We start from the raw sequence: 26,948 nt of genomic DNA on the forward strand, positions 1-26,948 counted from the left end.
ATGATGAGCATGAACACGGTATCAACAACGATGACCCTGTAGGCCCCGTTTACACAGGGGAGAAATTCAACAGCCTGTTAGGGCGCGCTCGGGCTTCGGAAATGTCTACAGTCGATGCCATGCCTGAACCAAGGAGCATCGACATGACCCGCCTTCCCACCTATTTCATCTCGCACGGCGGCGGCCCCTGGCCCTGGATGAGGAAGGAGATGGGCGGCACCTACGACCAGCTTGCCGCCGCCCTCGCCGACATGCCGCGCCAGATCGGCCGCACGCCCGCGGCCGTGCTCATGGTGTCGGCGCATTGGGAGGCGCCGGTCTTCATGGTGCAGGGCAACCCGCGCCCGCCGATGGTCTACGACTACGGCGGCTTCCCGGCCCACACCTACCAGGTGCGCTACGACGCGCCCGGTTCGCCCGCGCTCGCCGAGCGGGTCGCAGCGCTGCTCGGTGCGGCCGGGCTGCCCGTGGCCATCGACCCCCAGCGCGGCTTCGACCACGGCATGTTCTCGCCGATGGCCGCGATGATTCCCGACGCCAGCGTGCCTGTGGTGCAGCTGTCGCTGAAGCGCGGCCTCGATGCCGCCGAGCACCTCGCGCTCGGCCGCTCGATCGCGCCGCTGCGCGACGAGAACGTGCTCATCGTCGGCAGCGGCCTGAGCTATCACAACCTGCGCAACTTCGGGCCGCAGGCGCATGGCGTCTCGAAGGACTTCGGCGACTGGCTCGATCACACGGCCGTGGATTCGGCGCCCGCCGAACGCGTGCTGCGCCTGCACCAATGGGCCTCTGCGCCGTCGGCGCGCATGGCGCATCCGCGCGAGGAGCACCTGATCCCGCTGATGGTCGCGGTGGGCGCGGCCGAGCAGGAGCCCGGCGAGCGCATTTACCACGAGGAGGACTTCATGGGCGGGCTCGTGGTGTCGAGCTATCGCTTCGGCGCTGCGGCGGGCTGAGAAGCCGCGGACGAACGGGCAGCGCGCCTTGGCAAAATCGGGCGATGCCTTCTTCCCCGATTCCCGATCCTTCCGCCGAGCGCGCGGCCCGCGCCACCATCGACCGCATCGCCGCGCTTGGCACGCGGCATGACGTAGAGCACGGCGGCGTGCGCGTCTGCTGGCGCCGCTTCGGCGATGCCGCCGAAAGCGGCAAGCCGCCGCTCGTCTTGCTGCACGGCGGCCACGGCAGCTGGATGCACTGGCTGCGCAACGTCGAGGCGCTGTCGGCCGGCCGCACGCTGTGGCTGCCCGACATGCCGGGCTTCAACGATTCCGATGCGCCGTCACCCGCGGTGCCCGGCGGCGACCCGCTCGGTCCGCTGCTCGATGCGCTCGGCGGCTCGCTCGACCAGCTGATCGGCGCGGACACGCCCATCGATCTCGGCGGTTTCTCGTTCGGCGGCCTCACCGCCGCGCGCTTTGCGGTGCGGCGTGGTGCCATCCGGCGCCTGCTGCTCGTGGGCAGCGGCGGCCACGGGACGCTCCGGCGCATGGCCGTGCAAATGATCAACTGGCGCGTCGCGGCGGGCCGCGACGCGGAACGTGCCGCGCTGCTGCACAACCTCGGCGCGCTGATGCTGCACGACAACGCGGCCATCGATGCGCTCGCCTTCGAGATCCACGACATCGCCTGCCACGGCACGCGCTTTCGCAGCAAGGACGTGTCGCAAGCCGGCGGGCTGCAGGCCGCGCTCGACGCGATCGGCGGGCCGCAGCTGCTGCTCTGGGGTGAATACGACGTGACTGCCGATCCGCGGCCGCTCGTGGCGCAGCTGGTCGCCGGGCACGCCGAGCGCGAAGGGGCGGTGATCGATGGGGCGGGGCATTGGGCGCAGTACGAGCGCGCCGATGCGTTCAACCGACGCGTGCTCGACTTCCTGCGCTGAACCTCGTCATTGCTTCGCCAACCCCAGCCGCTTGATCGTCGCCCCCCACTGCACATACGTCGCGCGCGTCAGCTCGGCCAGTTGCTGCGGCGTCGACGACTCGGCCTCGTAGGCGCCCTGGCGGAAGAAGTCGCGCGTGGCGGGCATGGCGAGCACCTGCGCGAGCGCCGCGTTGAGCCTGGCGACCACGGGCGCGGGCATGCGCGCGGGGCCGTAGAAGCCGAGCCAGCTCGGCATGTCGACGCCGCTCACGCCTTGCTCGCCCATCGTCGGCACGCCAGGCAACAGCGGGCTGGACTGGGGCGCTGCGACGGCGAGCATGCGGACCTTGCCGGTGGCGGTGTTCTGGATCGCGTTGGGCGCGGCATCGAAGTAGAAGTGCACGCGGCCCGCGAGAAAATCCTTCGCGGCGTCGGCGCCGCCCTTGTAGGGCACATGCACCACGTCGAGTCCGGCCTGCTGGGCAAAGGCCTCGCCGTAGATGTGCGACGAGGTGCCGGTGCCGAACGAGGCGTAGGCGATCTTGCCGGGGTTGGCCTTGATGTAGGCGATGAGCTCCTGCACGTTGCGTGCGGGCACGCTCGCATGCACGGTGAGCACCAGCGGCCCGCGCGCGCCGAGCGAGATCGGCGCAAGGTCCTTGAACGGGTCGTAGCGCACCTGCGCGAGCGTCTGAGGGTTCTGCGCCACCACGGAAGAGGGCGCATACATCAGGGTGTAGCCGTCGGGCGCGGCGCGATCACCTCTTCGGTGGCGAGGATGAAGCTCGCGCCGGGCCGGTTCTCGACGATGACGGGCGTCTGCAGCACCTCGGCGAGCTTGATGGCGACGAAGCGCGCCTGCGCATCGGAAGCGCCGCCGGCCGCGAGGCCGAGCACGATGCGGACGGTGCGGCCCTTGTCGGGAAAGGCGGGCGCGTCGGCTGCGCGAACCGACATCGACGGCAGCGCAGCGAGCGGCAGCAGCGCGAGCGAAGCGGCGAGTCGGCGCCGGCGCGAAGAAGAATGCATGGTGCCGTCCGTCATTGCTTGGCCAGCCCGACCTGCTGGACCATCGCGCCCCAGCGCTCGTAGGTCGAGCGCGTGATGCCGGCGAATTCCTCGGGCGTCGAGCCGCCGGCCTCGTAGCCGCCGGTGCGGTAGAACGCCTGCACCTGCGGCATGGCGAGCACCTTGGCGAGTGCGGCGTTGAGCGTGGCGACCACGGCCGGCGGCATGCGCGCCGGTCCGTAGAAGCCGAGCCAGCTCGGCAGGTCGAGGCCGGCGTAGCCCTGCTCGGTGAAGGTCGGCACCTCGGGCAGCGCGGAAATGCGCGCGTTCGCGGCCACGGCGAGGATCTTCACCTTGCCCGTGGCCGAAGTGATGATGGCCGAGGAGGCGGAGTCGAACATGTACTGCACGCGCCCGCCGATCAGGTCCTTGGCCGCGTCGGAGCCGCCCTTGTACGGGATGTGCACCGCGTCGATGCCGGTCTTCTGCACGAAGGCCTCGCCGTAGATGTGCGACGAGGTGCCCGCACCGAACGAGGCGTAGCTCACCTGGCCCGGACGGCCCTTCACCCAGGCGACGAGTTCCTTCACGTTCGAGGCCGGCACCGTGGTGCTCACCGACAGCACCAGCGGCCCGCGCCCGCCCATCGAGATGGCGGTGAAGTCCTTGAACGGGTCGTAGGGCACCTGGGCGAAGGTGTGGGGGTTCTGCGCCATGGTGGACGAGGGCGCGTAGAGCAGCGTGTGGCCATCGGGCAGGGCGCGCGCCACCTCGCTGGCGGCAAGCATGGTGCTGGCGCCGGGGCGGTTGTCGACGATCACGCCGGTGCCGAGCACTTCGCCGAGCTTCTGCGCCACGATCCGCGCCTGCGCGTCGGTGCCGCCGCCGGCCGTGAAGCCGACCACGATCCGGATCGGCTTGCCGCGTGCGGGAAAGCCCTGCGCTTCCTGCGCGAAGGCGCGCGGCGCCAACCCCAGCAGGGCCGCGGCGCCCAGCGCCGAGCTGAACGCGCGGCGGGTGCCTGGAAGTTTGTTCATCTATGTCTCCGTTGGTTTTCGGCGCGTATATTGATCTTGAAAACCATAAAAAGCCATATTCACTAGGGAATACCCCGAACATACATCAATCAAGTTGACAAAATGGAAGTTGAAATCAAAATATGACGAAACCAGCTTAGCCGAGAACGCATTCATGAAAACTGTCGTCCGCACCGACGAGCGCATCCTGTCCTCCGACATCTTCGACCGCGACAGCCGTGTCAAGCGCCCTGACCATGGCAGCTGGGCCGAGCCCGGCAAGCAGATTCCGGTCTACCACCGCTGCGGCGTGCTGGTGGTCGGCGGCGGCCCGTCGGGCACGGCCGCGGCCGCGGCGGCCGCGCGCGCCGGCGCCGACGTGGCGCTGCTCGAGCGCTACAACCACCTGGGCGGCCTTTCCACCGGCGGGCTCGTGATCTGGATCGACCGCATGACCGACTGGGAGGGCCAGCTCGTGATCCGCGGCTTTGCGGAGGAGCTGTTCGACCGCCTGCCGGCCGAGGCCATCGCCGGCCCGGCGCGCGAGGATTGGGGCTCGCAGGACCCGGCCAAGGCCGCGCACTGGTCGCAGCGCACCGCCGCCTACCACGGCGTGGTCACCTGGTCGCCCACCATCGACCCCGAGCGGCTCAAGCTGCTGTCGCAGGAGATCGTGCTCGAGCGCCAGGTCAAGCTCATCTATCACTCGTGGGCCGCGATCCCGATCGTGCAGGACGGCGCCGTGAAGGGCGTGGTGTTCGAAAGCAAGGAAGGGCGCATGGCGATCATGGCCGACGTGGTGGTCGACGCCACCGGCGACGGCGACCTGTTCGCGCGCGCCGGCGCCGCCTTCGTCAACGACATCGAGGAAGCCGACGTGCACCATTGCATGAACACCTCGTGGCTCTTCGGCGGCGTGGACATGAACCGCTGGATCGCGTTCAAGGCCGGCCAGCCCGAGGCGTTCAGCGCTTTCATGGCGCTTGGACGCGAGCAGCTCGGCCTGTTCGAGCGCCCCTTCGTCTCCTGGCGCAACGACGTGGCGTTGTTCATGGGGCCGCGCCAGTCGGGCTACTCGGCGCTCGACGTCGACGACCTCACCGCGGTCGAGGTGCGCTCGCATCGCGCGATGGCCGCGCACCTCGACTATTTCCGTGCCCATGCGCCGGGCTTCGAGGACGCCTACCTGATGCTCAGCGCGCCGCAGATCGGCGTGCGCCATGCGCGGCGCCTCACGGGCGTGGGTGCGGTGCTGCGCAGCCAGTGGCCCGACGGCGTGGCGCTGGCCGACGAGATCGGCGTGACGCCCGCGGTGTCGCCGAAATTCCCGAACATCTCCATTCCCTACGGCGCGCTGGTGCCGCAGCAGCTCGACGGCCTGCTCGCCTGCGGCCGGCACATCTCGTGCGACCGGAATTCGCACGGCTTCATGCGCGAGATCCCGCAATGCTGGATCACCGGCCAGGCCGCGGGCGTGGCCGCCGCGCTGGCCTCGCAGGGCGGCATCGCGCCGCGCGCGGTCGGCATCGGCGCCTTGCAGTCGGCGCTGCTCGCGCAGGGCGTGTACCTGCGCGCCGGTGCGGGGCAGGGCGCGCAGGCGCCGGCAGCAGCGGCCGAAGCCTGAACCTCTACATTGCATGGTCCTGGGTCTTGCAACGGGTTTTCCCATGTCCACTGAAAAGAACGAAACCTCCTCACTTTCTGCATCGCCCGACGCCGCTGAGTCGCGTGCCGACCGCTCCGACACCGTGAGCGCGCTCGAGCGCGGCATCTCGGTGCTGCGCTGCTTCAGCGAAGAGCGGCCGGTGCTGGGCCATGCCGACATCGCGCGCATGACCGGCATCCCGCGCGCCACCGTCAACCGGCTGGTCGCGACGCTGCTCTCGCTCGGCATGCTCAAGAGCGCGCCCGCGGCCGACCGGCTCATGCTCGGCCCCGGCGTGGTGTCGCTCTCGCGCGTGTTCCTCGGCAGCCTCGACGTGCGCGCCGCCGCGCGGCCCAGCATGCAGGCCATGGCCGAGGAGGTCGGCGCCTCGGTCTACCTGGCGGTGCGCGACGGCATGGAGATGGTGCTGATCGAAGCCTGCCGGCCGCGCTCGTCGATGCTGTCGGCGCGGCTCGACGTGGGCTCGCGCGCGCCGCTGCCCAACTCGGCGCTCGGCCGCGCCTACCTGTCGGCGCTGCCCGAGGCCGCGCGCAACCAGCTCGTCGATTCGCTGCGCCTGCTGCGCGGCCCCGAATGGGACGGCATTGCGGCGCCCATGGCGCGTGCCATCGGCGAGGCGAAGCGGCTCGGCTACTGCCTGTCGCTCGGGGAGTTCCACCGCGAGATCAATTCGGTGTCGGTGCCGCTCGTCGGGCCCGACGGCGAGGTGATGGCGCTCAACGGCGGCGGCGCGGCCTTCGTGTTCACCGAGGAGCGGCTGCGCAACGAACTCGCGCCGCGGCTGCACGACATCGCACTCACCATCGCGCGCGACATCGGCGGCCACGTGCCGTCGCCCACATCGGGCTAGCGACCACCAGATTCCCCCCACGACGGAAAAGAAGAACGGAGACACAGGCCATGCACCTGAGCGATGAAGAAAAAGCCATGTACGACGGCCGCGACGGACCGGCCGTGCAGAAGGCCATGGACCTGCTGATGCGCTACGGCGAAGCGCTCGGCGCCGAGCGGCTGGTCGAGACGCGCAACGTCTGCGCATCGATCACCTCGACCACGCCGTTCCAGCGCGACTTCGCGCTCGCCAAGGGCGGCGGCATGGACGCGGTGTTCTCCGAATTCAGCCTCGACAGCCAGGAGACCGTCGAGATCCCGAAGTTCAAGGTCTTCACGAGCCACCTGCAGCTGGGCTTCGACCCCGGCCAGCCCGAGCGCATGGGCGTGAGCGAGGAGATCGTGCAGTTCTACGAGCGCAGCGAGCGCCACGCGGCCGGCCTCGGCGCGCAGATCATGAACACCTGCACGCCCTACCAGGTAGGCAACATCCCCACGCGCGGCGAGCACTGCGCGTGGATGGAATCGTCGGCGGTGGTGTATTGCAACTCGGTGCTCGGCGCGCGCACCAACACCGAGGGCCGCGAGAGCACCGGCGCGGCCATGCTCACCGGCCGCATTCCCTATTGGGGCTACCACCTCGACGAGAACCGCCATGCCACGCACGTGATCGAGCTCGACGCGGGCATCGAGGTCGAGTCGGTGCAGGACTGGGGCCTGCTGGGCTACTTCATGGGCGAGCACGTGCAGGAGCGCGTGCCGGTGGTGCACAGCCGGCGCGGCATCGCCCGGGTGCCGAACCTGCCGCGGCTCAAGCACTTCGGCGCGGCCGCGTCGTCGTCGGGCGGCGTGGAGATGTACCACATCGTCGGCATCACGCCCGAGGCGCTGACGCTCGAGCAGGCGCTCGGTGGGCGCAAGCCGCAGGCGGTGCTGCACTACGGCGAGGCCGAGCGCCGCGCCACCTACGAGAAGATCAACGCCACCGGCCGCGATGCCGACGTGCAGTACGTGATGCTCGGCTGCCCGCACTACACCATCGAGCAGATCTGGGAAGCCGCGCAGCTCATCGAGGGGCGCAAGGTGCATGACGGCTGCGAGCTCTGGATCTTCACGCCGCGGGCCATCAAGTCGCTTGCCGACCGGAACGGCTACACGAAGATCATCGAGGACGCGGGCGGCATCCTCATGACCGACAGCTGCTCGGCGATGAGCCGCGCCGTGCCCAAGGGCACGAAGACCGTCGCGCTCGATTCCGCCAAGCAGGCGCACTACCTGCCGGCGATCCTCGGGGTGCAGGCGTGGTTCGGCAGCACGGCGGAATGCATCGATGCGGCCTGCACGGGGCGGTGGAATGGGGGCATGCAATGAGCGCCGCGAGCCTGAGCGAAACCATGTTGATCATCCGCGGCCGCAAGGTCGTCGGCGGCGTCGCCGAGGGCGAGGCGCTCGTCACGCGCGACCGCATCTCGGGCTGGGGCGGCATAGACCCGCGCACCGGCAGCATTGTCGAGACGCGGCACGAACTGCGCGGCCAGAGCTTCGCGGGCAAGGTGCTGGTGTTTCCCGGCGCCAAGGGATCGTCGGGCTGGTCGGCCATGTTCCACATGACGCGGCTCATGAACGTCGCGCCCGCCGCATTCCTGTTCAACGAGATGACCACCAAGATGGCGCTCGGCGCCGTGGTCACCCACGCGCCCGCCATGACCGACTTCGAACGCGATCCGCTCGAATGCATCGCGACCGGCGACTGGGTGCGCGTGGACGCCGACCGCGGCGTGATCGAGATCACCAAGAAGAAGAACCTCTCCGGAGACCGCCCATGACCCGCCCCCTGCGCAGCAACTTCCCGCGTGGCTCCTACCTCTGGTCGGTGCGCAATGCGCATTGGCGCGCGCTCGGCATCCCGGAGGAAGACTGCGAGAAGCCCAAGATCGCCATCGTCAACAGCTCGTCCGAGCTGGCCGCTTGCTTCAGCCACCTCGACCAGGTGGCGGCTGAGATCAAGACCGCGATCCGCGCCGCGGGCGGCGTGCCGTTCGAGATCCGCACCGCCGCGCCGAGCGACTTCATCACCGGCGCCGGCGCACGCGGCGCCTACATGCTCGGCGCGCGCGACCTCGTCACCAACGACATCGAAGTGGCGGTCGAGGGCGCGCAGCTCGACGGCATGGTCTGCCTCACCTCGTGCGACAAGACCGTGCCGGGCCAACTCATGGCGGCGGCGCGGCTCAACATCCCGACCCTGCTCGTGCCCTGCGGCTACCAGCCCAGCGGCGAGTACCGCGGCCGGCACATGGACATCGAGGAGGTGTTCATCGGCGCGATGCATGCGGTGACGGGCAACCTGCCGGTCGAGGAACTCGTGGCCATGAGCCGCGAGGCGATCCGCGGCCCCGGCGTGTGCTCGGGCCTGGGCACGGCCAACTCGATGCACATCGTCTGCGAGGCGCTCGGCATGGCGTTGCCCGGCAGCGCGCCGGTCGCCGCACTGAGCCCGAAGATGATGGCCGACGTGCGCGCCGCCGGCGCACGCATCGTGCAGATGGTGTGGGACGACCTGAAGCCGCGCGACATCCTCTCGCCCGGCGCCTTCGCCAACGCGGTGCGTGCGGTGCTCGCCACCGGCGCGTCGCTCAACACGGCCAAGCACCTGCAGGCCGTGTCGACCGAAGGCGAATGCGGCGTCGACGTGTATGGCCTGTTCGAGCGCCTCGGCCCCGACACCCCGGTGCTGGCCGGCGTGCGCCCGATCGGCGAGCACAGCATCGAGGCCTTCGAGGCGGCCGGCGGCTGCCGCGCGCTCATGAAGCAGTTGGCGCCGCTGCTCGACACCGACGCTTTCACCGTCACCGGCGCCACCGTGGCCGAGAACCTGCGCGATGCGGCCGTGGCCGATGCCGAGGTGATCCGCCCCATCGACCGCCCGGTGGCACCGCTGCCCGCCATCGTGCTGCTGCGCGGCAACCTCGCGCCCGAATCGGGGCTGGTCAAGGCCGGCATCGCCGAGCGCAAGGTGCGCCGCTTCACCGGCCCGGCGGTGTGCTTCTGGACGTCCGATGCCGCCATCGCGGCGCTGAAAAAGGGCGAGATCGTGCCGGGCCAAGTGGTCGTGATGCGCGGCGCCGGTGCCTGCGGCGGCCCTGCGATGGGCGGCGGTGCCTCGCGTGTGGTGTTCGCGGTCGACGGCGCGGGCCTGGGCGACCAGGTCGCGATACTGACCGACGGCCACCTCTCGGGCCTGGTCTGCAAGGGCCTCGTGGTGGCCGAGGTCTCGCCCGAGGCCGCGCTCGGCGGGCCGCTCGGCCTGGTGCGAGACGGCGACCGGATCACCATCGACCTCGATGCGCGCCGGCTCGACGTCGACCTGAGCGACGCCGAGCTGCAGACGCGCCGCGCCGACTGGCAGGCGCCGCCGCCGATGCACGACACCGGATGGCTGCAGCAGTACCGGCGCAACGTGAGCCCTCTCTCGAAAGGCGCGGTGCTCGTGCGCACCGAGCAGTAAGTTTTTCTCGCACGGCTTTCGCAACCGGCGCGGACGCAGTTCCGCCCCCGGTGGCGCAGCCCTGCGCGCACCCGAGTTGTTGTTCAACCAAGAGAAGAAGCAGGAGACAAGACAGCCATGAAAAGACTATTGATGTGTTCGGCGCTGGGGCTGGCGGGCGGCGCAGTGCATGCGCAGTCGTCCGTCACCGTGTTCGGCGTGATGGACCTCGGCGTGCAGCACACGCGCAGCGGCGGCGGGGGCTCGGTCACCGCGCTGTCGAACGGCGGGCTCTCGACCAGCCGCCTCGGCTTTCGCGGCACCGAAGACCTGGGCGGCGGCCTGCGCGCGGGCTTCTGGCTCGAAGCCAGCCTGAACCCCGACACCGGCGGCGGCCGCGCCAGCAACACCAACAACCAGCCGAGCGGCGCGGGAACGGCGGGGCCGATCGCCTTCGACCGCATGTCCTTCGTGAGCCTTTCGCACCAGCGCTTCGGCGAAGTGCGCCTCGGCCGCGACTTCATTCCCACGCACTACAACAGCATCTACTTCGATCCCTTCAATGCCAACGGCGTGGCGCGCGCGGGCAACCTCACGTTCGCGGGAGCGGGCACGGGGCCGCTGCCCACGGGCATCACCGGCAGCAACACCGTGAGCTACTGGCTGCCGGCCGGGCTCGGCGGCTTCTACGGCATGGCCATGGCCGGCACCGGCGAGAACGACTCCACGGCGCCGAACCGCGACGACGGCAACTTCGCCGGCGCGCGCTTCGGCTTCGCCTCGGGCGCCTTCGACATCGCCGCGGCCGTGACGCGCACGCATTTCGACGCCACCGCGGCCATCGGCAACTACACGCACGCCAACGTCGGCGCAAGCTGGGACGCGGGCTTCGCGAAGTTCTTCGCGCTCTACAACCGCGTGACGGTGAAGCTCGCGGCCGGCACGGTGCGCAAAGGCACCACCGAGATCGGCGCGCACATCCCGGCGTTCGAGGTCGGCCGCATCCGCCTGAGCTACGCCTACCTCGACGACCGCAGCGACGACAGCCTGCGCCATGCCGACGGCATGCCGCGCAACCGCGACAACGCGCGGCAGTTCGGCATCGGCTACGTGCACAACCTCTCGAAGCGCACCGCGCTCTACGGCACCTATGCACGGCTCATGAACAGCGGCCAGGCGCGCTACGTCGTCAGCGGCGGCGTGGCGCCGGCGGGCGGACAGCGTTCGTCGGGCTGGGAGTTCGGCGTGCGGCACCTGTTCTGAAAGGAGCGACCCCATGCAACGCAGACACCTCAATCTCGCCGCACTTGCCGCGGCCACGCTGCCCGCCACAGCGGCGTGGAGCGCCGGCGGCGCCTTCCCCGACAAGCCGCTGCGGCTGATCGTCGGCTTCGCGCCCGGCGGCGGCGCCGACGTGCTCACGCGGATCATTGCGGAAGGGCTCTCGAAGCAGCTCGGCCAGCAGGTGATTGTCGAGAACCGACCCGGCGCCGACGGCGTGCTCGCGGCGCAGGCCACGTCGTCGGCCAAGCCCGACGGCTACACGCTGCTGATGGGCACCAACACCGCCATGGTGGCCGCGCCCACGCTGCGGCCGACGCCGCCCTACGACCCGTTCAAGGCCTTCACGCCGATCAGCTCGGCCGGCCAGTTCTCGATGTTCCTGGTGGTGCCGTCGAGCCTGCCGGCCAAGAGCGTGAACGAGCTGCTCGCGCTGGTGGCGGCCAAGCCGGGCGCCTACAACTCGGCCTCGAGCAACAGCGCCTCGGAGCTCGCGATGCTGCAGCTGCTGGGCGAGCGCAAGGTGGTCAACGCGCGCTACAAGGGCGACATGCAGGCCATGACCGACCTGCTCGGCGGCCAGATCCACATGATGTTCACCACCGGCACGCTGGCGCCGGGCTTCGTGAAGGAAGGGCGCATCCGCGCGCTGGTCACGCTGCTGCCGCAGCGCAGCGGCCTGCTGCCCGACGTGCCCACGGGCGGCGAGCTCGGGCTCGGCAAGCTCACCATCACGCCGTGGGCCGGCTTCTTCGGTCCGCCCGGGCTGCCGCAGGCCATCACCGAGCGGCTGTCGCAGGAGCTGCAGAACACGCTGAAGCGGCCCGAGGTGCATGCGCAGCTGGTGCAGCAGGGCTTCGAGGGCTACGGCATGAGCCCCGCGAAGTTCACCGAATTCTTCCGCACGCAGTACGAGGCCTTCGGCGCCACCGTGCGAGAGCACAACGTGAAGTTCGAGTAGCCGGCGCGATTCAGCGCTCGATGGCGGGCGCGTTGCTGCGCCAGAACGCGGCATCGGGAACGGGCCCCGCGCCCGCGGCGGCGTTGTCGGCCATGTGCTCGGGGCGACCGGTGCCCGGGATCGCGCAGGTCACGGCCGGATGGCCCAGCACGAACTTCAGCAGCACCTGCGCCCAGCTCGTGCAGCCGATCTCGCCCGCCCATGCGGGCAGTGGCCGGCCCTGCAGCCGGCGCAGCAGCCCGCCGCCGCCGAAGGGCATGTTGACGATCACCGCCACGCCCAGGTCGGCCGCAAGCGGCAGCAGCCGGTGCTCGGCGTCGCGCGCGTCGAGCGAGTAGTTGATCTGCAGGAAGTCGAGCTGCTTCTCGGCGCGCAGCACCGCCTCGACCTCGCCGTAGGCCGAGGCCGTGTAGTGCGTGATGCCGATGTAGCGCACGCGGCCCTGCTTCTTCCAGGCGCGCAGCGTGGCGAGATGGGTCTTCCAGTCGACGAGGTTGTGCACCTGCATCAGGTCGATGCGATTGGTGCGCAGGCGTGCGAACGACTGTTCCATCTGCGCGATGCCGGCCTTCCGGCCCGAAGTCCAGACCTTGGTCGCCAGGAAGGCCCGGTCGCGCTGCCTGGCGGCGGCCAGCAGTTCGCCCGTGGTTTCTTCCGAGCGGCCGTACATCGGCGAGCTGTCGATCACCTTGCCGCCGGCCGCGAACAGCGCGTCGAGCACGCCCGGCAGGCGCTGGTATTCGTCGCTGCCCGGCCGGCGGTCGAAGCCGATCCAGGTGCCGCAGCCGATCACCGGCAGCGCTTCGCGGGTCGACGGGATGGGGCGGGTGTTCATCTTGCTCGCGGGTTGTTGCGGCGCTGTTGCTGCATTCGCCATGGCGGCGGCGCCGAGCGGCAGTGCGGCGGCCAGCCGCAGGAATGCTGCGCGGGTCAGGCGTGCGCCGGGCCAATGCGCTGGCGAGGCATCGTGCGGGCCGAGGTCTTTCATGGGAAGGGCGGCGGTGTTTCCATTGCGGCGGGGCGAAAAACCGCGCTCACGATAGCACCGGGCGCGGCCCGACGCGCAGCTTCCTGTGCCGAGGGAGGTCCTCGAGAAAACGCTGTAGCCCCGCGCGCTTGCTTTTCGGCGGGCTGGCATGAACGCGTAACCAGGCGTACGATGGGATGTGAAATCTTCACATCCGAGGTCGTGATGAATGCCCTGATTACCCTGTAGCGCCCACCGTGAGCGGGCCTGCGCGAAGTGCGTTGAGGCGATGGCGGCTCGGGCCGCCGTTTTCGATCGGGCATGATATTCACCATGGGAATGCCACTCTCGCTGCTTCGCCTGTCATCGCTCGACCTGGTGCGGGGCTTCGTCGCGGTCGGCCGGCGCATGAGCATCTCGCTCGCCGCGCAGGACCTCTGCCTCACCCAGTCGGCGGTCAGCAAGCAGGTCCATGCCCTGGAGGAGCAGCTCGGCGTGAAGCTGCTGGTGCGCGGCCACCGGTCGATCTCGTTCACGGCCGAGGGCGAGCGGCTTTTTCGCAGCGCCGACGGCGCGGTGCAGCAACTGCAGGACGTGATGGGCGCGATCGGCCGGCGCGGCGAGCAGCGCCCGGTCACGCTCAGCGCCAGCATCGGCATGACCGGCCTCTGGCTGCTGCCCAGACTCAGCCGGGTGCAGCGCCTGCATCCGGGCGTGGACGTTCGCGTGTCGGCCAACAACCGCCTGGTCGACCTGCGCACCGAAGGCATCGACCTGGCGATCCGCTACACCACGCCGGCGCTTGCGCCGGCCGGTGCATTGCGGCTCTTCGGCGAAACGGTGGCGCCGGTGGCGCATCCGTCGCTTGGGCTCACCGCCCTCGATGGCGCTGCGGCCTTCACGGACCTGTGCCTGCTCGACTTCGACGATCCGCAGCATCCGTGGCTGCAGTGGCGCGGCTGGCTGGCCTCGGCCGGCTGGGCCGATGCCCGGCCGCAGGCCGCGCTGCATTTCAACCAGTACGACCAGCTGATCCAGGCCGCGCTGGCGGGGCAGGGCGTGGCGCTCGGGCGGCTCGAACTCATCGGGCCGCTGCTTGCCGACAAGCGGCTCGTGCGCGTGGCAACGCTCGCGCCGGTGCAGCCTTCGGGCCACGCTTACTGGCTGGTCCAGGCCGACGGCACGCCGCGCGAAGAGGTGCGTCATGTGGCTGCCTGGCTTCTGGAAGAGGCCGGGCGTTCAAGCGCGGCCGGGGCCGCCAGCGCCTGAGCAGTCCGCGCCGGGTGCGATGAAGTCCATCGCATCGTCGAGCCGGTCGTTGCCCCAGAACATCTCGTTGCCTGCAAAGAAGGTGGGCGCGCCGAAGATGCCTTCCTCTGCAGCGGTTTCCGTCTGTCGCCGCAGGGCCCCTTGTTCGCATCGGAAGCCGCTTCCTCGAGGATGCGGTGCGCGGGCAGGCCGAGCGCGGCCAGCACGTCGCGCATCGCATGCGGCGAATCGATGTCGCGGTCGTCCGCAAAGTTCATCGCCATCGTGCGGCGGCAGAACGCGCCGATCCACGGCTGCGATGCGCCCACCAGCGCAATGCGCAGCGGCAGCACGGCGGCTCTCGGAAACCGCGTGGGCTGCGTCCATGGCAGGTCGTACTTGCGGCACTGGCGGGCCATGTCCTTCCACATGTAGTCGCCCTTTTCCTTCTGCAGCACGAAGGGCGACGTGGCCCAGCCGAAGGAACGGAAGATCGGTCCCAGCAGAAAGGGCTGCCAGCGAATGTCGATGCCGCGCCGGGCCGCCTCTTCCTCGATGCGCATGGTGCTGAGATAGCTGTAATTGCTGCCGAAGTCGAACCAGAAGTCGAGCGCCGGGCGGGCTTGCGGCGACGTCATTCGAACACCACCAGGCAGCGCGCCTCGATGCTCTCGCGCAGCGGCGCGTCGGCCGGCGCGTCGGGGTGGTCGAAGGCCGCATGCGGCGTGAAGCGCGAGACGCCGCCGAGTTGCGCGTCGTACTGCTTGAAGACCAGTGCCTCGTGCCGGTCCATCGCCGAGAAATACGACCAGCGATGCGCCGGCGAATGCGTGGCCAGGTAGATCTCGCCGGTGCGGCGCGGGTAGCGCACCTCGGCGCTCACCAGGTCTGCGGCCATTACCGAACGCGCGTCGCAAACGGCCAGCGGCGTGTCGAGCACGGGCCCGCGGATCGAGCGCCACACGTTCACGATGCAGTAGCGCCGCACCGAAGCCGCCTCGGCGGTATCGCCGAGCACCAGCGCGAGCCGGCGCCGGCCCGACTCTTCGGTGTAGTCGTTGTGGATGCGGCCGTTGGCCGCGGCCCGGCCGTCGGCACCGCGCCGTCCGAAGCTCAACGCGGTGCGGTCGGCCTCGCGGCGGCGCACCAGGTGGTCGAACACATGGGCGCGGCTGCCGCCAGTGACCGCGAGCGCCAGTTCGGCCACCTCGCGGTGGTACACGGCCGCGACCTCGTTGTCGTCCAGGAAGTTCGAAACGGCGGTCGGCGCATCACGCAGTTCGAAGCCTTCGCGTTCGATGCGCGGCGGCTCGGTGGCCGTGCGCGCATCCGCGATCGGCACAGCGTGTAGTGCATAGCGGCCACTTTCCCAAGGCGTGCCGGGCGGCGGCGGGAAGGTGTAGCTGAAAGGTCGCAGCGCATCGGGCTGCAGGTAATTGAGGCCGGCGGTGATGGGGGTGCTGGGTGTCATTGCGGGGCTCCTTCGAAAGAGGCATTGGAGCGGAGCCTCGGTCGGCGTTCAAACGCTTTCTGGTCCGTGTGACATGAGTCATAGGAATGTGAGAAAGGCGTCCGAAAAGAAGGTTTCCGCCGCTTGCCAATGCGGCAAATACTGTATGAAAATACAGTTAAATCGCAATCACCATGGGTCTTCCTTCACTCGACTCCTTCTCCGCCGCCGCAGGCCGGGGCGTCTGGCATGCCGACGAGCTCGGCCTGGCCGACGCCCAGGTCGCCGCCACCGGCCATGCCGCGCTCGACGCCGAGCTGCCGGGCGGCGGCTGGCCCGTGGGCGCGATGACGGAGTTGCTGCAGGCGACGCCCGAGGCCCATGTCTGGCAGCTGCTGCTGCCTGCGCTGGCCCAGGCGGTGCAGGCGCGGGGCGGTCCCGTGGTGCTGATCGGCGCGCCCTTCGAGCCCTGCGGCGCCTCGCTCGCGGCCGGGGGCCTGCCACTCGAGGCGCTCATGTGCATCAAGAGCCATGCGCCGCCCGCGCGGCTCTGGGCCTGCGAGCAGGCGCTGCGCTGCGCCGAGGTGGCCGCGGTGCTGGCCTGGCTGCCGCAGGCCCGCGTCGGCGAACTGCGGCGGCTGCAGCTCGCGGCCGCCCAGCACGAGGTGCTGCTGTTCGTATGCCGGCCCGCTTCGGCCGCGCAGGGGGCATCGCCCGCGCGGCTGCGCATCCAGCTCGACACCGACCCGGCCGACACCTCGCAGATGGCGCTGCACATCCTCAAGCGGCGCGGCCCGCCGCTGGCTGCGCCCGTCGTGCTGCCCGCACGCAACGAGCGCATGAGTGCGTTGCTCGCGGCCGCGCGGGTGCGCCGCAAGCTGCGCCTGCAGCAGCAGGGCCGCATGCTGCCCGCCGACCCGGCCGCCGCAGCGCCGTCGTCGTCGGCCACGGTGGTGCGCATCGACGCGTGGAAAGGGGGACCCGATGCACTGGATCGCATTGCGGTGGTCGCTTGAGCCTCACGCGCCGGACACGCCCGACGCGCCGGATGCCGCCACGCTCCCCACGCCCGAGGCGCTGGGCTGGTGGGCGCTGCGCTACACGCCGCATGTCGCCTGGCAGGACGAGGCGCTGATGCTCGAAGTCTCGGCCTGCGAACGCCTGTGGGGCGGGCGCACGTCGCTGATGCGCCAGCTGGCCCACGAGAACCCCGCGCCCGGCGCCGTGATGCGCGGCGCGCAGGGCGCCACCAGCCTGGTCGCGCTCGCGCGGCTGCGCCTGTTCGAGCGCAACGAGCGCCGGCCTCGGGATTTGCCTGCGGGCCTGCCGCTCGACACCCTGAGCGCCGCGCGCGGCCACCTCGACCTGCTCGCGCGGCTGGGCTGCCGCACCTGGGGCGACGTGGCGGCGCTGCCGCGCGGCGGTTTCGTGCGCCGCTTCGGCACCGAGCTGCGCGATGCGCTCGACGCTGCCTGGGGCTTCTGCCCAGAAAGCCACCAGTGGCTCACGCTGCCCGACGTGTTCGAGCAGAAGCTCGAACTCCCCGCGCTGGCCGAAACGGCACCCGAGCTCATGTGGTCGGCCAACCGGCTGCTGTCGGCGCTGCAGATCTGGCTGCGCGCACGCCAGCGCGGCGCGCGCGCGCTCGAGCTGCAATGGACGCTCGACCTGCGGCGCTTCAACGGCGCCGACCTGCCGCCGTACCAGCAGGTCACCGTGCGCACGGCCGAGCCCACGCAGGACATGGCGCACCTGCGCCGCCTGCTGTCCGAAAAGCTCGCGCTGGCCACGCTCGCCGCGCCGGCCAGCTGGATTCGGCTGCGCACGCTCGAGACCGATCCGTGGGCCGGCGCCAGCACCAGCTTCCTGCCCGAGGACAACCGCAAGGGCGACAAGCTGCACGAGATGGTCGAGCGGCTCAGTGTGCGGCTCGGGCCCGAGCGGGTGGTGGTGCCCGCTGCGCAGGCCGACCACCGGCCCGAGCGCAAGCAGGCCTGGCGGCCAGCGCTGCAGGCGAACGCGAAACCCGAGGCACCGTCCGGCAAGGCGCGCAGGCAGCCGAAGGCCGAACAGGCGCAGCAGCAGCCCGACGCCATCTACCCCGCCTGGCTGCTGCCCGAACCCCTGCTGCTCGAGATGGACGGCGAACGCCCCTGCTACCGCGGACCGCTCGCCAGGCTCATCGGCCCGCAGCGCGTCGAGGCCGGCTGGTGGGGCGACAAGGAAGAGGGCGGCCAGCCCGCCATGCGCGACTACTACATCGCCGAAAGCCCCGAGGCCGGCCTGGTGTGGATCTTCCGCGAGCGGCCCTCGGCGCGGTTTTCGCCGTCGGGCGAAGTGCGCTGGTACCTGCAGGGTTTCTATGCCTGACCTGAGCGAGAAGCAGCTGCGCGGACGCAACACCGCCAAGGTGCATGCGCTGCCGCCAAAGGCACGCGCCGTGCCTGGCCTGCCCGACTATGCCGAGCTGCATTGCCTGACCAACTTCAGCTTCCAGCGCGGCGCCTCCACGCCCGAAGAAGTGGTCGAGCGCGCCTACCAGCTCGGCTACAAGGCCCTGGCCATCACCGACGAATGCTCGGTGGCGGGCATCGTGCGCGCGCATGTCTGCCTGCGCGAACTGCCGGCCAAGCTGGCGGAATACGAGCGCGAACACCCCGACGAACCGAAAATTCCGCGCAACCCCGATTTCCGGCTGCTGTTCGGCAGCGAGTTCCGCTTCGAGCGCTTTCGGCTCGTGGTGATCGCGAACGACACCGAGGGCTGGGGCAACCTCTGCGAGTTCATCACCGCCGCGCGCAACACCGAACTGCCCAAGGGCGAATACCGCGTGGGTTGGGACGAGAGCGACGTCGCCTCGCTGCAGCACTGCCAGGTGCTGTTCGTGCCGCACCGGCAGCCCGGCCAGGCGCCGGACACCGCCACGCTGCACGAAGACCTGCTGGCGGCCAAGGCGCTCTACGGCGAGAACCTCTGGCTCGCGCTCGGCCTCTTCAACGAGCTCGACGACGACCTCTGGTTCGTCTCGCTGGTGCAGGCCGGCGAACGGGCCGGCGTGCCGCTGGTGGCGGCAGGCGACGTGCACATGCATGCGCGTTCGGTCAAGCCGCTGCACGACGTGCTCACGGCCGTGCGCCAGGGCAAGGCGGTGGCCGAGTGCGGCTTCGCGCTGCAGTCGAATGCCGAGCGGCATCTGCGGCAGCGCGTGCGGCTGGCCGCGCTGTACATGCCCGAGATGCTCTCGAACACGCTCGTCGTGGCCGAGCGGTGCCGCTTCGATCCCGCCGTGATCCGCGAGAACTACAAATACCCGCTCGAAACCGTGGGCACCCACGAGACGCCCGTGCAAACGCTGTTGCGCAAGACCTGGGAGGGCGCGGCAGGGCGGTATCCGGCGGGCATTCCCGACCAGGTGCGCGCGCAGGTCGAGAAGGAACTCGCCCTCATCACCGAGATGAAGTACGAGATGTTCTTCCTCACGGTGGAAGACATCGTGCGCTTCGCACGTTCGCAGAACATCCTTTGCCAGGGCCGCGGGTCTTCCGCCAACTCGGCCGTCTGCTACTGCCTGGGCATCACCGCAGTCGATCCCGACAAGGGCCACCTGCTGTTCGAACGCTTCCTGAGCCGCCACCGCAACGAGCCGCCCGACATCGACGTCGACTTCGAGCACCAGCGCCGCGAAGAAGTCATTCAGTACATCTACCAGAAGTACGGCCGCGAGCGCGCCGCCATCGCCGCCGTCGTCATCTGCTATCGCGCGCGCAGCGCCCTGCGGGACGCGGGCAAGGCCATCGGCATCGACGAGCGGCTGATCGACGAGTTCGCGAAAGACCACTACTGGTTCGACGACACCGTGCTCGGCGAACAGCTGCAGAAGGCCGCCGAGCGCGTCGGCGTGCAGGAAGACGCGCTCAGGCTCGAACACTGGATCGAGATGACGCGGCGGCTCAAGGGCTTTCCGCGCCACCTGAGCCAGCACGTCGGCGGCTTCGTGCTCACGCACACCAAGCTCACGCGGCTGGTGCCGGTCGAGAAGGCATCGATGAAAGACCGCTCCGTCATCCAGTGGGAAAAAGACGACCTCGAGGCCATGGGCATGCTCAAGGTCGACGTGCTCGCGCTCGGCATGCTCAGCGCCATCCGGCGCGGCCTCGACCACATGAACCGCTGGCGCGGCACGACGATGGAGATGCACCAGGTGCCGCACGACGACCCGAACGTGTTTGAAATGATCTGCGATGCCGACACCGTGGGCGTGTTCCAGATCGAGAGCCGCGCGCAGATGTCGATGCTGCCGCGCCTCAAGCCGCGCTGCTACGAAGACCTGGTGATCGAGGTCGCGATCGTGCGGCCCGGCCCGATCCAGGGCGGCATGGTGCATCCGTACCTCAAGCAGCGCGAGCGTGTCGCCAAGGGCCTGCCGATCCACTACGAGAAAGAGGAACTCCGCGAGGCCCTCGGGCGCACGCTCGGCGTGCCCATCTTCCAGGAGCAGGTGATGCAGATCGCGATGATCGCGGCCGGCTTCAGCGCCGACGAGGCCGACCAGCTGCGCCGCGCCATGGCCGCCTGGAAGCGCAAGGGCGGACTCGAGAAGTTCCACCAGAAGCTCGTCGACGGCATGGTTGCGAGAGACTACAAGCGCGAGTTCGCCGAAGCCATCTTCAAGCAGATCCTCGGCTTTGGCGACTACGGCTTTCCCGAAAGCCATGCCGCGAGCTTTGCCAAGCTGGTCACCGTGAGCAGCTGGCTCAAGTGCCACGAGCCCGCCTGCTTCCTGGCCGCGCTGCTCGATTCGCAGCCGATGGGCTTCTACAGCCCTTCGCAACTGGTGCAGGACGCGCGTCGGCATGGCGTCGAGGTGCGGCCGGTCGATGTCGCGTGCAGCGAGATCGACACCACGCTCGAGGCCCGCGCGCCCGATGCGCCGTGCATGCCGCCCGGCACCGACCAACGCCATGCCGATCGCCTCGGCAACCCCAACCAGCCCGCGGTGCGGCTTGGCCTCAACCGCATCTCGGGGCTCGGCGAGGAAGGCGCCCAGCGCCTGCTCGCGGCCCGCGCCCAGGCGCCCTTCAACAGCACCGAAGACCTTGCGCTGCGCGCCGAGCTCGACGCCAGAGACATGGCCGCGCTTGCCGCCGCCGATGCGCTGATGTCGCTGTCGGGCCATCGGCGCCAGCAGGTCTGGGACGCCACCGCGACGCGCGACACGGGCAGCCGCGGCGCCACTTTGCTGCGCGGTGTGCCCGTCAACGAAGAGGCCTTGCAATTGCCCGCCGCGCCCGAGGGCGAAGAGATCGTCGGCGACTACGCCGCGCTCGGCCTCACGCTGCGGCGCCATCCGCTCGCGCTGCTGCGCCCGCGCCTCGCGCGCATGAAGCTCATGAGTGCCGAGCAGCTTCGGCAGGTGCCCACCGGACAGACCGTGCGCGCCTGCGGCATCGTCAAGGGCCGCCAGCGGCCCGGCACCGCCAACGGCACCATCTTCGTCACGCTCGAGGACGAGACCGGCAACGTCAATGTCATCGTCTGGAACCACGTCATCGACGCCTGGCGCGAGCCGCTGCTCAAGTCGCACCTGCTCGCGGTGCAGGGCACCTGGCAGCGCGACGACGACAACCAAGGCAAGGTGCAGCACCTCATTGCCACCGGCTTCAAGGACCTGACCCCGCTCATGGGCCGACTGGCCGAGAGCAACACCAGCCGCGATTTCCATTGAAGCCGGCCCGCATGCCCATGAAGACCCCCATGCAACCGATCGTTCCATGGCTCGCGCCCGACGCTCGTTTTCGCTAACCTGTAGCCCATGTCCGCACTCGTCCTTGACCTTCCCGTGGCCGGGCCCATCGGTCCGCCGCCGCCCGCGCCCGACGTGCCGGTTCCCATGCCGCCGCCGCCTCCGCCACCCGAAGGCGATCCACCGCCCGTCGTGCCGCCAATCGAAGACCCCGGCTTTCCGCCGCCCGTGGGCGACCCGCCGCCGCCCATGCAGCGCGCCGAGGTGCCGTTCGGCAAGCACCATGCGCGGCGGCTGCGCGAGATCTACCGTTCGGCCGGCTGGCCCTGCTGCGACGCCATCGAGGTCGAGCTGCTCGCGGGCGGCTTTCTGGAGCGCGTGCGCACCGCACACGGCCACGAGACCTTGCGCGTCACCGATGCCGGCATTGCACGCATCGCCACCACGCTCACCCTCAACCGCGCGGCGCTCTCGCCGCACGAGGCGCTGGTCGAGCGCGTGGCGCGCGAGATGACCCGCGGCGGCCGCATCGCCTGGCGCGGCCTGGGTCTGCGGGCGCGCCTGCCCGCGCTCGAAGAGGGCGGCAAGCCGCGCTGGTGCATGGCCCGGCCCGACGTGTTCTCGATCCGGAACACCAGCGTCGAGGCCTATGCGCACCCCATCGTGCACGAGGTCAAGGTCAGCCGCGCCGACCTGCTCGGCGACCTGCGCAAGTCCGACAAGCGCGCGGCCTACCTCGACCTGGGCGGCGAGTGCTGGTACGTGCTGGGCAACGATGCGCGCGGCCGCTGCATCGCGTCACCCGACGAGATACCGGCCGAATGCGGCGTGCTCTTGCTCGACGGCGAGCGGCTCGTCGTCGCGCGCGCCGCCGTGCACCGCGCCTTCGAACGCATTCCCTTCGGCGTGTGGATGGCGCTCGCGAAGGCGCAGCCCATTGCGGGCTTCGACGACGATGCGCAGGACATGCTGGGCGAACTCGCGGCCGCGGCCGGATAGCTTGGCCGGGTAACGCGGCGCCTTTCTCGAAAGAAAAGAAGCACAACGCCAACCCGCTCAGCCGGCCTTCGACCCCCAATACACCGCGGTCGTGCGGATGACGCGTGCCGCCTGAACGCGGATGTCGGCGCCTTCGCGAAGCTTGGCAGGGTGCGCGTCGATCGCCACCCGGAACGGCCAGGTCGACAGCCGCGCTGCCGCATGCGCCCGCGGCAGCTGGCGCAGCAGCGGCGAGAAAAACAGGACCCGCGCAGAGGGGGAAGAGGGTGCCGGCGGGCGGGCGGTGGTCATGGTGTCGCCTCGAATGTTGCTCTTGGAGACGATCGATTCTAGAGGGTGAACTGTATGGATGTACAGTTATTTTGCCGGCGCGGGAGACGGCCCGCAACGCACCTCAAGGACTGACGCTCCGGTCGCGGCTGCGATAGTCAGGGCTGATCAGCGAGTGCCACGGCTGAGCGTTGCGAATGCTGAGGTCGAGCAGGTCCAGCAGTGTCCAGTCGAGGATGTCGCTTTGAAAGCGCCTCGCCGAAAGATCGGCGCGCGTCGATGCGCTGACGGCCCCGGATGTCCAGAGCAGCATCGGCACCTCGTAGCCGGCCCGGTTCTCGGCGTGCCCCGCATGGTTGCGTGTGTGGCCGACATCCTGGCCGTGGTCCGAGGTGTAGAGGAAGGCGCTGGGCTGGTTCGTCTTGTGCTGCATGAAGCCATCGAGAAGGCTGGAGACCACGTGGTCGTGATAGCGCAGTGCGTTGTCGTATTCATTGCGTTGGGCCACGATCCAGGGCATGCGGCCAGCCTTGCGCATTTGCGCCGTCACGCTGTCGGCAACGCCATTGAATACCTTGAATTCATCCGGGCGTCGCTGGTCGTAGTGAGGATGCGCACCGAGCAGGTGAACGATGATGAGCTTCCTCGGTGCCGGGTCCTTCAGTGCGGCCGCCCACGCAGGCAGAAGGCGTTCATCCAGGCTTCGATCGCCGCGCCTTCCGCCCGGATTGGGAAGGAACCTGACGTCGGCCTCCTCGGCAAAGCGGTTGTTGATGTAGCGGTCGTGCTGGTTCGAGATCCAGAACGTCTTGTAGCCTGCCTCGCGCGCCATCAAGGTCACGCTCGGTACGGCTTCGTCGTCGACCTCGTTCTCCAGGTCCCTCGCCGTCAGCATGTGCTGGAACGCACCGACCGTGTGGCTGCTCGCCGACAGCACGTCCTTGAACACCACGAGTTGGCCCTGTCGTGCATCGAGCCGGGGTGATGTCGCGCGCGCATAGCCGTAGAGGCTCCAGTTGTTGCGGTTGATGCTCTCTCCGACGACGAATGCAACGGTATTGCGCTCCGGCCCCGTGTAGGCGACGTCCAGTGCATCGAGCTTGTCCTCGGTCGCAGCTCGCTTGAGCGCCAGCATGCGGATGCCCGCCTGGTACTCGACGTAGCTGGACGCTTGCCCTGGCCAGTACAGGAACGGATTCGATCCCCGTGCCGTTGCATTGACCTGCACGCCGAGAAAGAGCGCAACGCACACGATGCCGGCGGCGGGATGCGAACGCGCCCGCCTGCGCCGATGCCACGACCAAATGAGCAGCAACGACGCCGCGCCGGCCGCAGCCAGGTGCAGCGCCAGGTCGACGGCATGGTGCCGGGCGAACTCCATCGACTCCGCAGCCGAGGTGTTCCCGACCGCATCGAGCACGAGCGCCGCGTCGGGATGGGTCCGGTAGACGGCCATGAGAAAGGAGCGCAGCAGCAGGTCCCCCGCGAACCCGAGGCGCCATGCCACCTCGAGAACGGCGCGCAGCCCCGCCAGGGGAGGCACCGCACGCAGTGCGCAGGCACCGAGGCAGAAGACCAGTGCCGCTTTCGCCGAGTCGCGCCACCCGATGTCGAAAGCCAGGTACATGGCGCACAGCAGCGCTGCGGCCAGCACAGGCTCCAGCCCCCCGGGAAGCGCTCGCGGCGATCGATGTACCCGCATCAGCGCAGGATGAGAACCGGCGCCACACTCGTGCGCAGCAGCGTCGTGGTGGTGCTTCCCACGATCAGTTGCCGGATGCGCGAGTGGCCATAGGCGCCCATCACCAGAAGCGCCGGCGCCTGGCCCGCAACCAGCGCGGGCAGCACATCCTCGGGGTCGCCGGCGGCCAGCACCGTTTCCACCGCGAAGCCTGCGTCCGCGAGCACGCGCCGTGCATCCTCGAGCTGGCGCCGGGCTTCCGGTGTCTCGGAACCGGCCATCGCCAGAAGTGCCGGAAGACCGGCCAGCATCGGGCTGCGCGCCACGGTCTCGACCATCTTGCGCGCCGTCGGGCTGCCGTCGAAGGCAATGACGAACCGTGCAGGGGCCGCGAAGCCGTCGCTCGTGGCGACCAGAACCGGGCGCTTGACCGAGCGGATGACGCGCTCGACGTGGTGGTCGAGATGAACCCTGCCGTGCGACGCCTCTGCGCGCCGATGCTCGCCGAGCACGAACAGGCGCGCCTCGGTCTCGACCTCGAGCACGCTGTCGACCAGCTCGCCATGGCGAAGCCGCGCATCGTGGCGCCCGACGCCTGCGGCCTCGGCGCGTTCGCGCGCGGCAGCCAGCAGGCGGCGGCCGCTTTCGGTGGCCAGCTTGCTGCGCTTCTCATCGAGTTCGCTCAGTTCCTGCAGCAACGACTCCTGGGCGCCGAGCCCGATCGCGCCGCTGTAGTCGCCGGCCGACGCGCGGCCCGGATGCCGTTCCAGCACATGCAGGAATTCCAGTGGCACATCCAGCCGCTGCGCCGACCAGGCGGACCAGTCGATCACCGCGGCAGTATTGCCGAGCCCGTCGATACAGGCGTAGACCTTGTTCATGGCGAGTCTCCTTCAGTGCATGAGTTTTTCGACGGCGCCCGGCTTGTCGTGGAGCGCGAAGCGGTCCACCAGCGTCGCGCTGGCCTCGTCGAGGCCGATGACTTCGACATCCGTGCCTTCGCGCTTGAACTTGAGCACGACCTTGTCCAGCGCGCTGACGGCGGTGATGTCCCAGAAGTGGGCACGGCTCACGTCGATCCGGACCTTCTCGACCACTTCCTTGAAGTCGAAGGCACCGACGAACGCTTCGGAAGAGGCAAAGAACACCTGCCCAACCACCGCGTAGTTGCGCATGCGGCCCTCGGCGTCGCTGCTGCGGTCGATGCGCAGCACGCGGCCGACCTTGTGCGCGAAGAAGATGCCCGAGAGCAGCACGCCGACGAAGACGCCCTTGGCCAGGTCGTGCGTGGAAACCGTCACGGCCACCGTGGCGATCATCACCAGCGATGAACTCGGCGGGTGCTCGCGCAGCTTGCGAACCGAGTCCCAGCTGAAGGTGCCGATGCTGACCATGATCATCACGGCGACCAGGGCCGCCATCGGAATCATCTTGACCCAGGGCCCGAGAAAAACGATCAGGATCAGCAGGAACAAGCCGGCGCAGAAGGTGGAAAGCCGCCCGCGGCCGCCCGACTTCACGTTGATGACCGACTGGCCGATCATCGCGCAGCCCGCCATGCCGCCGATGAACCCGGTGGCGATGTTGGCCACGCCCTGGCCCATGCATTCGCGGTTCTTGTTGCTGGTGGTGTCCGTCAGGTCGTCCACGATGGACGCGGTCATCATGGATTCGAGCAGGCCGACGACGGTCAGCGTCAGTGCATACGGCAGGATGATCCTCAGGGTCTCGAGGTTCAGCGGTACGTCCGGCAGCAGGAACACCGGAAGGCTGTCGGGCAGCTGGCCCATGTCGCCCACGGCGCGGATGTCGAGCTTCAGCACCACGGCGACGATGGTCAGCACGACGATGCACACCAGCGGCGAGGGGATCGCACGGCTGATGTACGGAAAGCCGTAGATGATCGCGAGGCCGGCGGCCGTCATCGCGTAGACGACCCAGGTGACGTTCGTGAGTTCGGGCAACTGTGCGAGGAAGATCAGGATGGCCAGCGCGTTGACGAAGCCCGTGACGACCGAGCGGGACACGAAGCGCATCAGCGAGCCCAGCTTGAGCAGGCCGGCCACGATCTGAAGCAGGCCCGTCAACACGGTGGCCGCAAGGAGGTACTGCAGCCCGTGCTCCTTGACGAGGAGCACCATCACCAGCGCCATGGCGCCGGTGGCGGCGGAGATCATGCCCGGCCGCCCGCCGGCGATGGCGATGACGACGGCCATGCTGAACGAGGCGTACAGACCGACCTGGGGATCGACGCCGGCAATGATCGAGAAGGCGATGGCTTCCGGGATGAGGGCAAGTGCCACGACGAGGCCGGCCAGGAGATCGCCGCGCACGTTGGACAGCCAATCTTTGCGAATGGATGAAAGGAGCATGAAAAAAGAAGGGCCGCGCCGGGCAAGAAGCCGGCGGCCACAGGTATTCAGAAGAGATCAAGCGCAAGCCGAGGCTTGCGAAGAGGCGTGCGCGAATCAGCG

At 69.4% G+C, this 26,948-nt stretch carries 21 protein-coding genes and 2 pseudogenes; 14 read left to right on the forward strand and 9 right to left on the reverse strand.

Features of this window, described 5'->3' with window-relative positions:
• Positions 1-143 precede the first annotated feature (143 nt).
• Positions 144-956 carry a DODA-type extradiol aromatic ring-opening family dioxygenase gene (locus tag AC3A6R_RS09830; RefSeq protein ID WP_487861577.1) on the forward strand — a complete coding sequence of 271 codons (813 nt, stop codon included), beginning with the start codon at positions 144-146 and terminating at the stop codon, positions 954-956.
• Positions 957-1,000: 44 nt separating this feature from the next.
• Complete coding sequence (locus tag AC3A6R_RS09835) at positions 1,001-1,885, forward strand: alpha/beta fold hydrolase (protein ID WP_487861576.1); 885 nt, start codon at positions 1,001-1,003, stop codon at positions 1,883-1,885.
• Between the two features lie 6 nt (positions 1,886-1,891).
• On the opposite strand, the pseudogene AC3A6R_RS09840 reads toward AC3A6R_RS09835, so the two are convergent.
• Both AC3A6R_RS09840 and AC3A6R_RS09845 read right to left on the reverse strand, forming a co-directional pair.
• Positions 1,892-2,895: pseudogene (locus AC3A6R_RS09840) on the reverse strand (Bug family tripartite tricarboxylate transporter substrate binding protein).
• Between the two features lie 11 nt (positions 2,896-2,906).
• Positions 2,907-3,911 (reverse strand): Bug family tripartite tricarboxylate transporter substrate binding protein, encoded by a 1,005-nt coding sequence (locus tag AC3A6R_RS09845; protein WP_487861575.1) that lies wholly within the window; start codon positions 3,909-3,911, stop codon positions 2,907-2,909.
• Positions 3,912-4,065: 154 nt separating this feature from the next.
• Between AC3A6R_RS09845 and AC3A6R_RS09850 the strand changes: the two genes are divergently transcribed.
• From AC3A6R_RS09850 to AC3A6R_RS09880, 7 genes are all read left to right on the forward strand, one after another.
• Complete coding sequence (locus AC3A6R_RS09850; RefSeq protein ID WP_487861574.1) at positions 4,066-5,514, forward strand: FAD-dependent oxidoreductase; 1,449 nt, start codon at positions 4,066-4,068, stop codon at positions 5,512-5,514.
• Positions 5,515-5,557: 43 nt separating this feature from the next.
• A complete protein-coding gene (locus AC3A6R_RS09855; protein WP_487861573.1) occupies positions 5,558-6,406 on the forward strand; it encodes an IclR family transcriptional regulator in 849 nt (282 codons plus the stop codon).
• 50 nt (positions 6,407-6,456) lie between these two features.
• Positions 6,457-7,758, forward strand: a complete 1,302-nt coding sequence (locus AC3A6R_RS09860) for an aconitase X (protein ID WP_487861572.1) — start codon at positions 6,457-6,459, stop codon at positions 7,756-7,758.
• A 23-nt stretch (positions 7,759-7,781) separates the two neighbouring features.
• Entirely contained in the window at positions 7,782-8,213 is a 432-nt protein-coding gene (locus AC3A6R_RS09865; protein WP_487861571.1) for an aconitase X swivel domain-containing protein, read from the forward strand.
• A complete protein-coding gene (ilvD, locus tag AC3A6R_RS09870; RefSeq protein WP_487861570.1) occupies positions 8,210-9,895 on the forward strand; it encodes a dihydroxy-acid dehydratase in 1,686 nt (561 codons plus the stop codon). Before AC3A6R_RS09865 ends, ilvD begins: the two co-directional genes overlap by 4 nt.
• A gap of 117 nt (positions 9,896-10,012) precedes the next feature.
• On the forward strand, positions 10,013-11,137 hold the full coding sequence (locus AC3A6R_RS09875) for a porin (protein ID WP_487861569.1): 1,125 nt from the start codon (positions 10,013-10,015) through the stop codon (positions 11,135-11,137).
• A 13-nt stretch (positions 11,138-11,150) separates the two neighbouring features.
• Entirely contained in the window at positions 11,151-12,116 is a 966-nt protein-coding gene (locus AC3A6R_RS09880; RefSeq protein ID WP_487861568.1) for a Bug family tripartite tricarboxylate transporter substrate binding protein, read from the forward strand.
• Positions 12,117-12,126: 10 nt separating this feature from the next.
• Here the strand turns inward: AC3A6R_RS09880 and AC3A6R_RS09885 are convergent, their stop codons facing one another.
• Positions 12,127-13,104 carry an aldo/keto reductase gene (locus AC3A6R_RS09885; protein ID WP_487861567.1) on the reverse strand — a complete coding sequence of 326 codons (978 nt, stop codon included), beginning with the start codon at positions 13,102-13,104 and terminating at the stop codon, positions 12,127-12,129.
• Between the two features lie 318 nt (positions 13,105-13,422).
• On the opposite strand from AC3A6R_RS09885, the gene AC3A6R_RS09890 reads away from it, so the two are divergent.
• On the forward strand, positions 13,423-14,352 hold the full coding sequence (locus AC3A6R_RS09890; protein ID WP_487861659.1) for a LysR substrate-binding domain-containing protein: 930 nt from the start codon (positions 13,423-13,425) through the stop codon (positions 14,350-14,352).
• Here AC3A6R_RS09890 and AC3A6R_RS09895 read toward each other — a convergent pair.
• Positions 14,323-14,969 (reverse strand): annotated as a pseudogene (locus AC3A6R_RS09895) (DsbA family protein). The gene AC3A6R_RS09890 and the pseudogene AC3A6R_RS09895 overlap by 30 nt on opposite strands.
• Positions 14,966-15,802, reverse strand: a complete 837-nt coding sequence (locus tag AC3A6R_RS09900) for a CmcJ/NvfI family oxidoreductase (protein WP_487861566.1) — start codon at positions 15,800-15,802, stop codon at positions 14,966-14,968. Before AC3A6R_RS09900 ends, AC3A6R_RS09895 begins: the two are co-directional and overlap by 4 nt.
• A 173-nt stretch (positions 15,803-15,975) precedes the next feature.
• Here AC3A6R_RS09900 and imuA point away from each other — a divergent pair, with 173 nt between their 5' ends.
• From imuA to AC3A6R_RS09920, 4 genes are all read left to right on the forward strand, one after another.
• A complete protein-coding gene (gene imuA, locus AC3A6R_RS09905; protein WP_487861565.1) occupies positions 15,976-16,797 on the forward strand; it encodes a translesion DNA synthesis-associated protein ImuA in 822 nt (273 codons plus the stop codon).
• A complete protein-coding gene (locus AC3A6R_RS09910) occupies positions 16,766-18,151 on the forward strand; it encodes a Y-family DNA polymerase (RefSeq protein ID WP_487861564.1) in 1,386 nt (461 codons plus the stop codon). The genes imuA and AC3A6R_RS09910 overlap by 32 nt, the downstream gene beginning before the upstream one ends.
• Positions 18,144-21,506, forward strand: coding sequence for an error-prone DNA polymerase (locus tag AC3A6R_RS09915; protein WP_487861563.1), 3,363 nt, complete (start codon positions 18,144-18,146; stop codon positions 21,504-21,506). The genes AC3A6R_RS09910 and AC3A6R_RS09915 overlap by 8 nt, the downstream gene beginning before the upstream one ends.
• Before the next feature lie 87 nt (positions 21,507-21,593).
• Positions 21,594-22,523 (forward strand): hypothetical protein, encoded by a 930-nt coding sequence (locus AC3A6R_RS09920; RefSeq protein ID WP_487861562.1) that lies wholly within the window; start codon positions 21,594-21,596, stop codon positions 22,521-22,523.
• A 57-nt stretch (positions 22,524-22,580) separates the two neighbouring features.
• Here the strand turns inward: AC3A6R_RS09920 and AC3A6R_RS09925 are convergent, their stop codons facing one another.
• From AC3A6R_RS09925 to AC3A6R_RS09940, 4 genes are all read right to left on the reverse strand, one after another.
• Positions 22,581-22,814 carry a hypothetical protein gene (locus AC3A6R_RS09925; protein ID WP_487861561.1) on the reverse strand — a complete coding sequence of 78 codons (234 nt, stop codon included), beginning with the start codon at positions 22,812-22,814 and terminating at the stop codon, positions 22,581-22,583.
• Positions 22,815-22,917: 103 nt separating this feature from the next.
• Complete coding sequence (locus AC3A6R_RS09930; protein WP_487861560.1) at positions 22,918-24,447, reverse strand: phosphoethanolamine transferase; 1,530 nt, start codon at positions 24,445-24,447, stop codon at positions 22,918-22,920.
• Positions 24,448-24,494: 47 nt separating this feature from the next.
• Complete coding sequence (locus AC3A6R_RS09935; protein WP_487864387.1) at positions 24,495-25,355, reverse strand: universal stress protein; 861 nt, start codon at positions 25,353-25,355, stop codon at positions 24,495-24,497.
• Positions 25,356-25,367: 12 nt separating this feature from the next.
• Entirely contained in the window at positions 25,368-26,846 is a 1,479-nt protein-coding gene (locus AC3A6R_RS09940) for a SulP family inorganic anion transporter (RefSeq protein WP_487861558.1), read from the reverse strand.
• Between the last annotated feature and the right edge of the window lie 102 nt (positions 26,847-26,948).

The sequence above is a fragment of the Variovorax sp. Soil_C_19 genome (assembly GCF_057657255.1).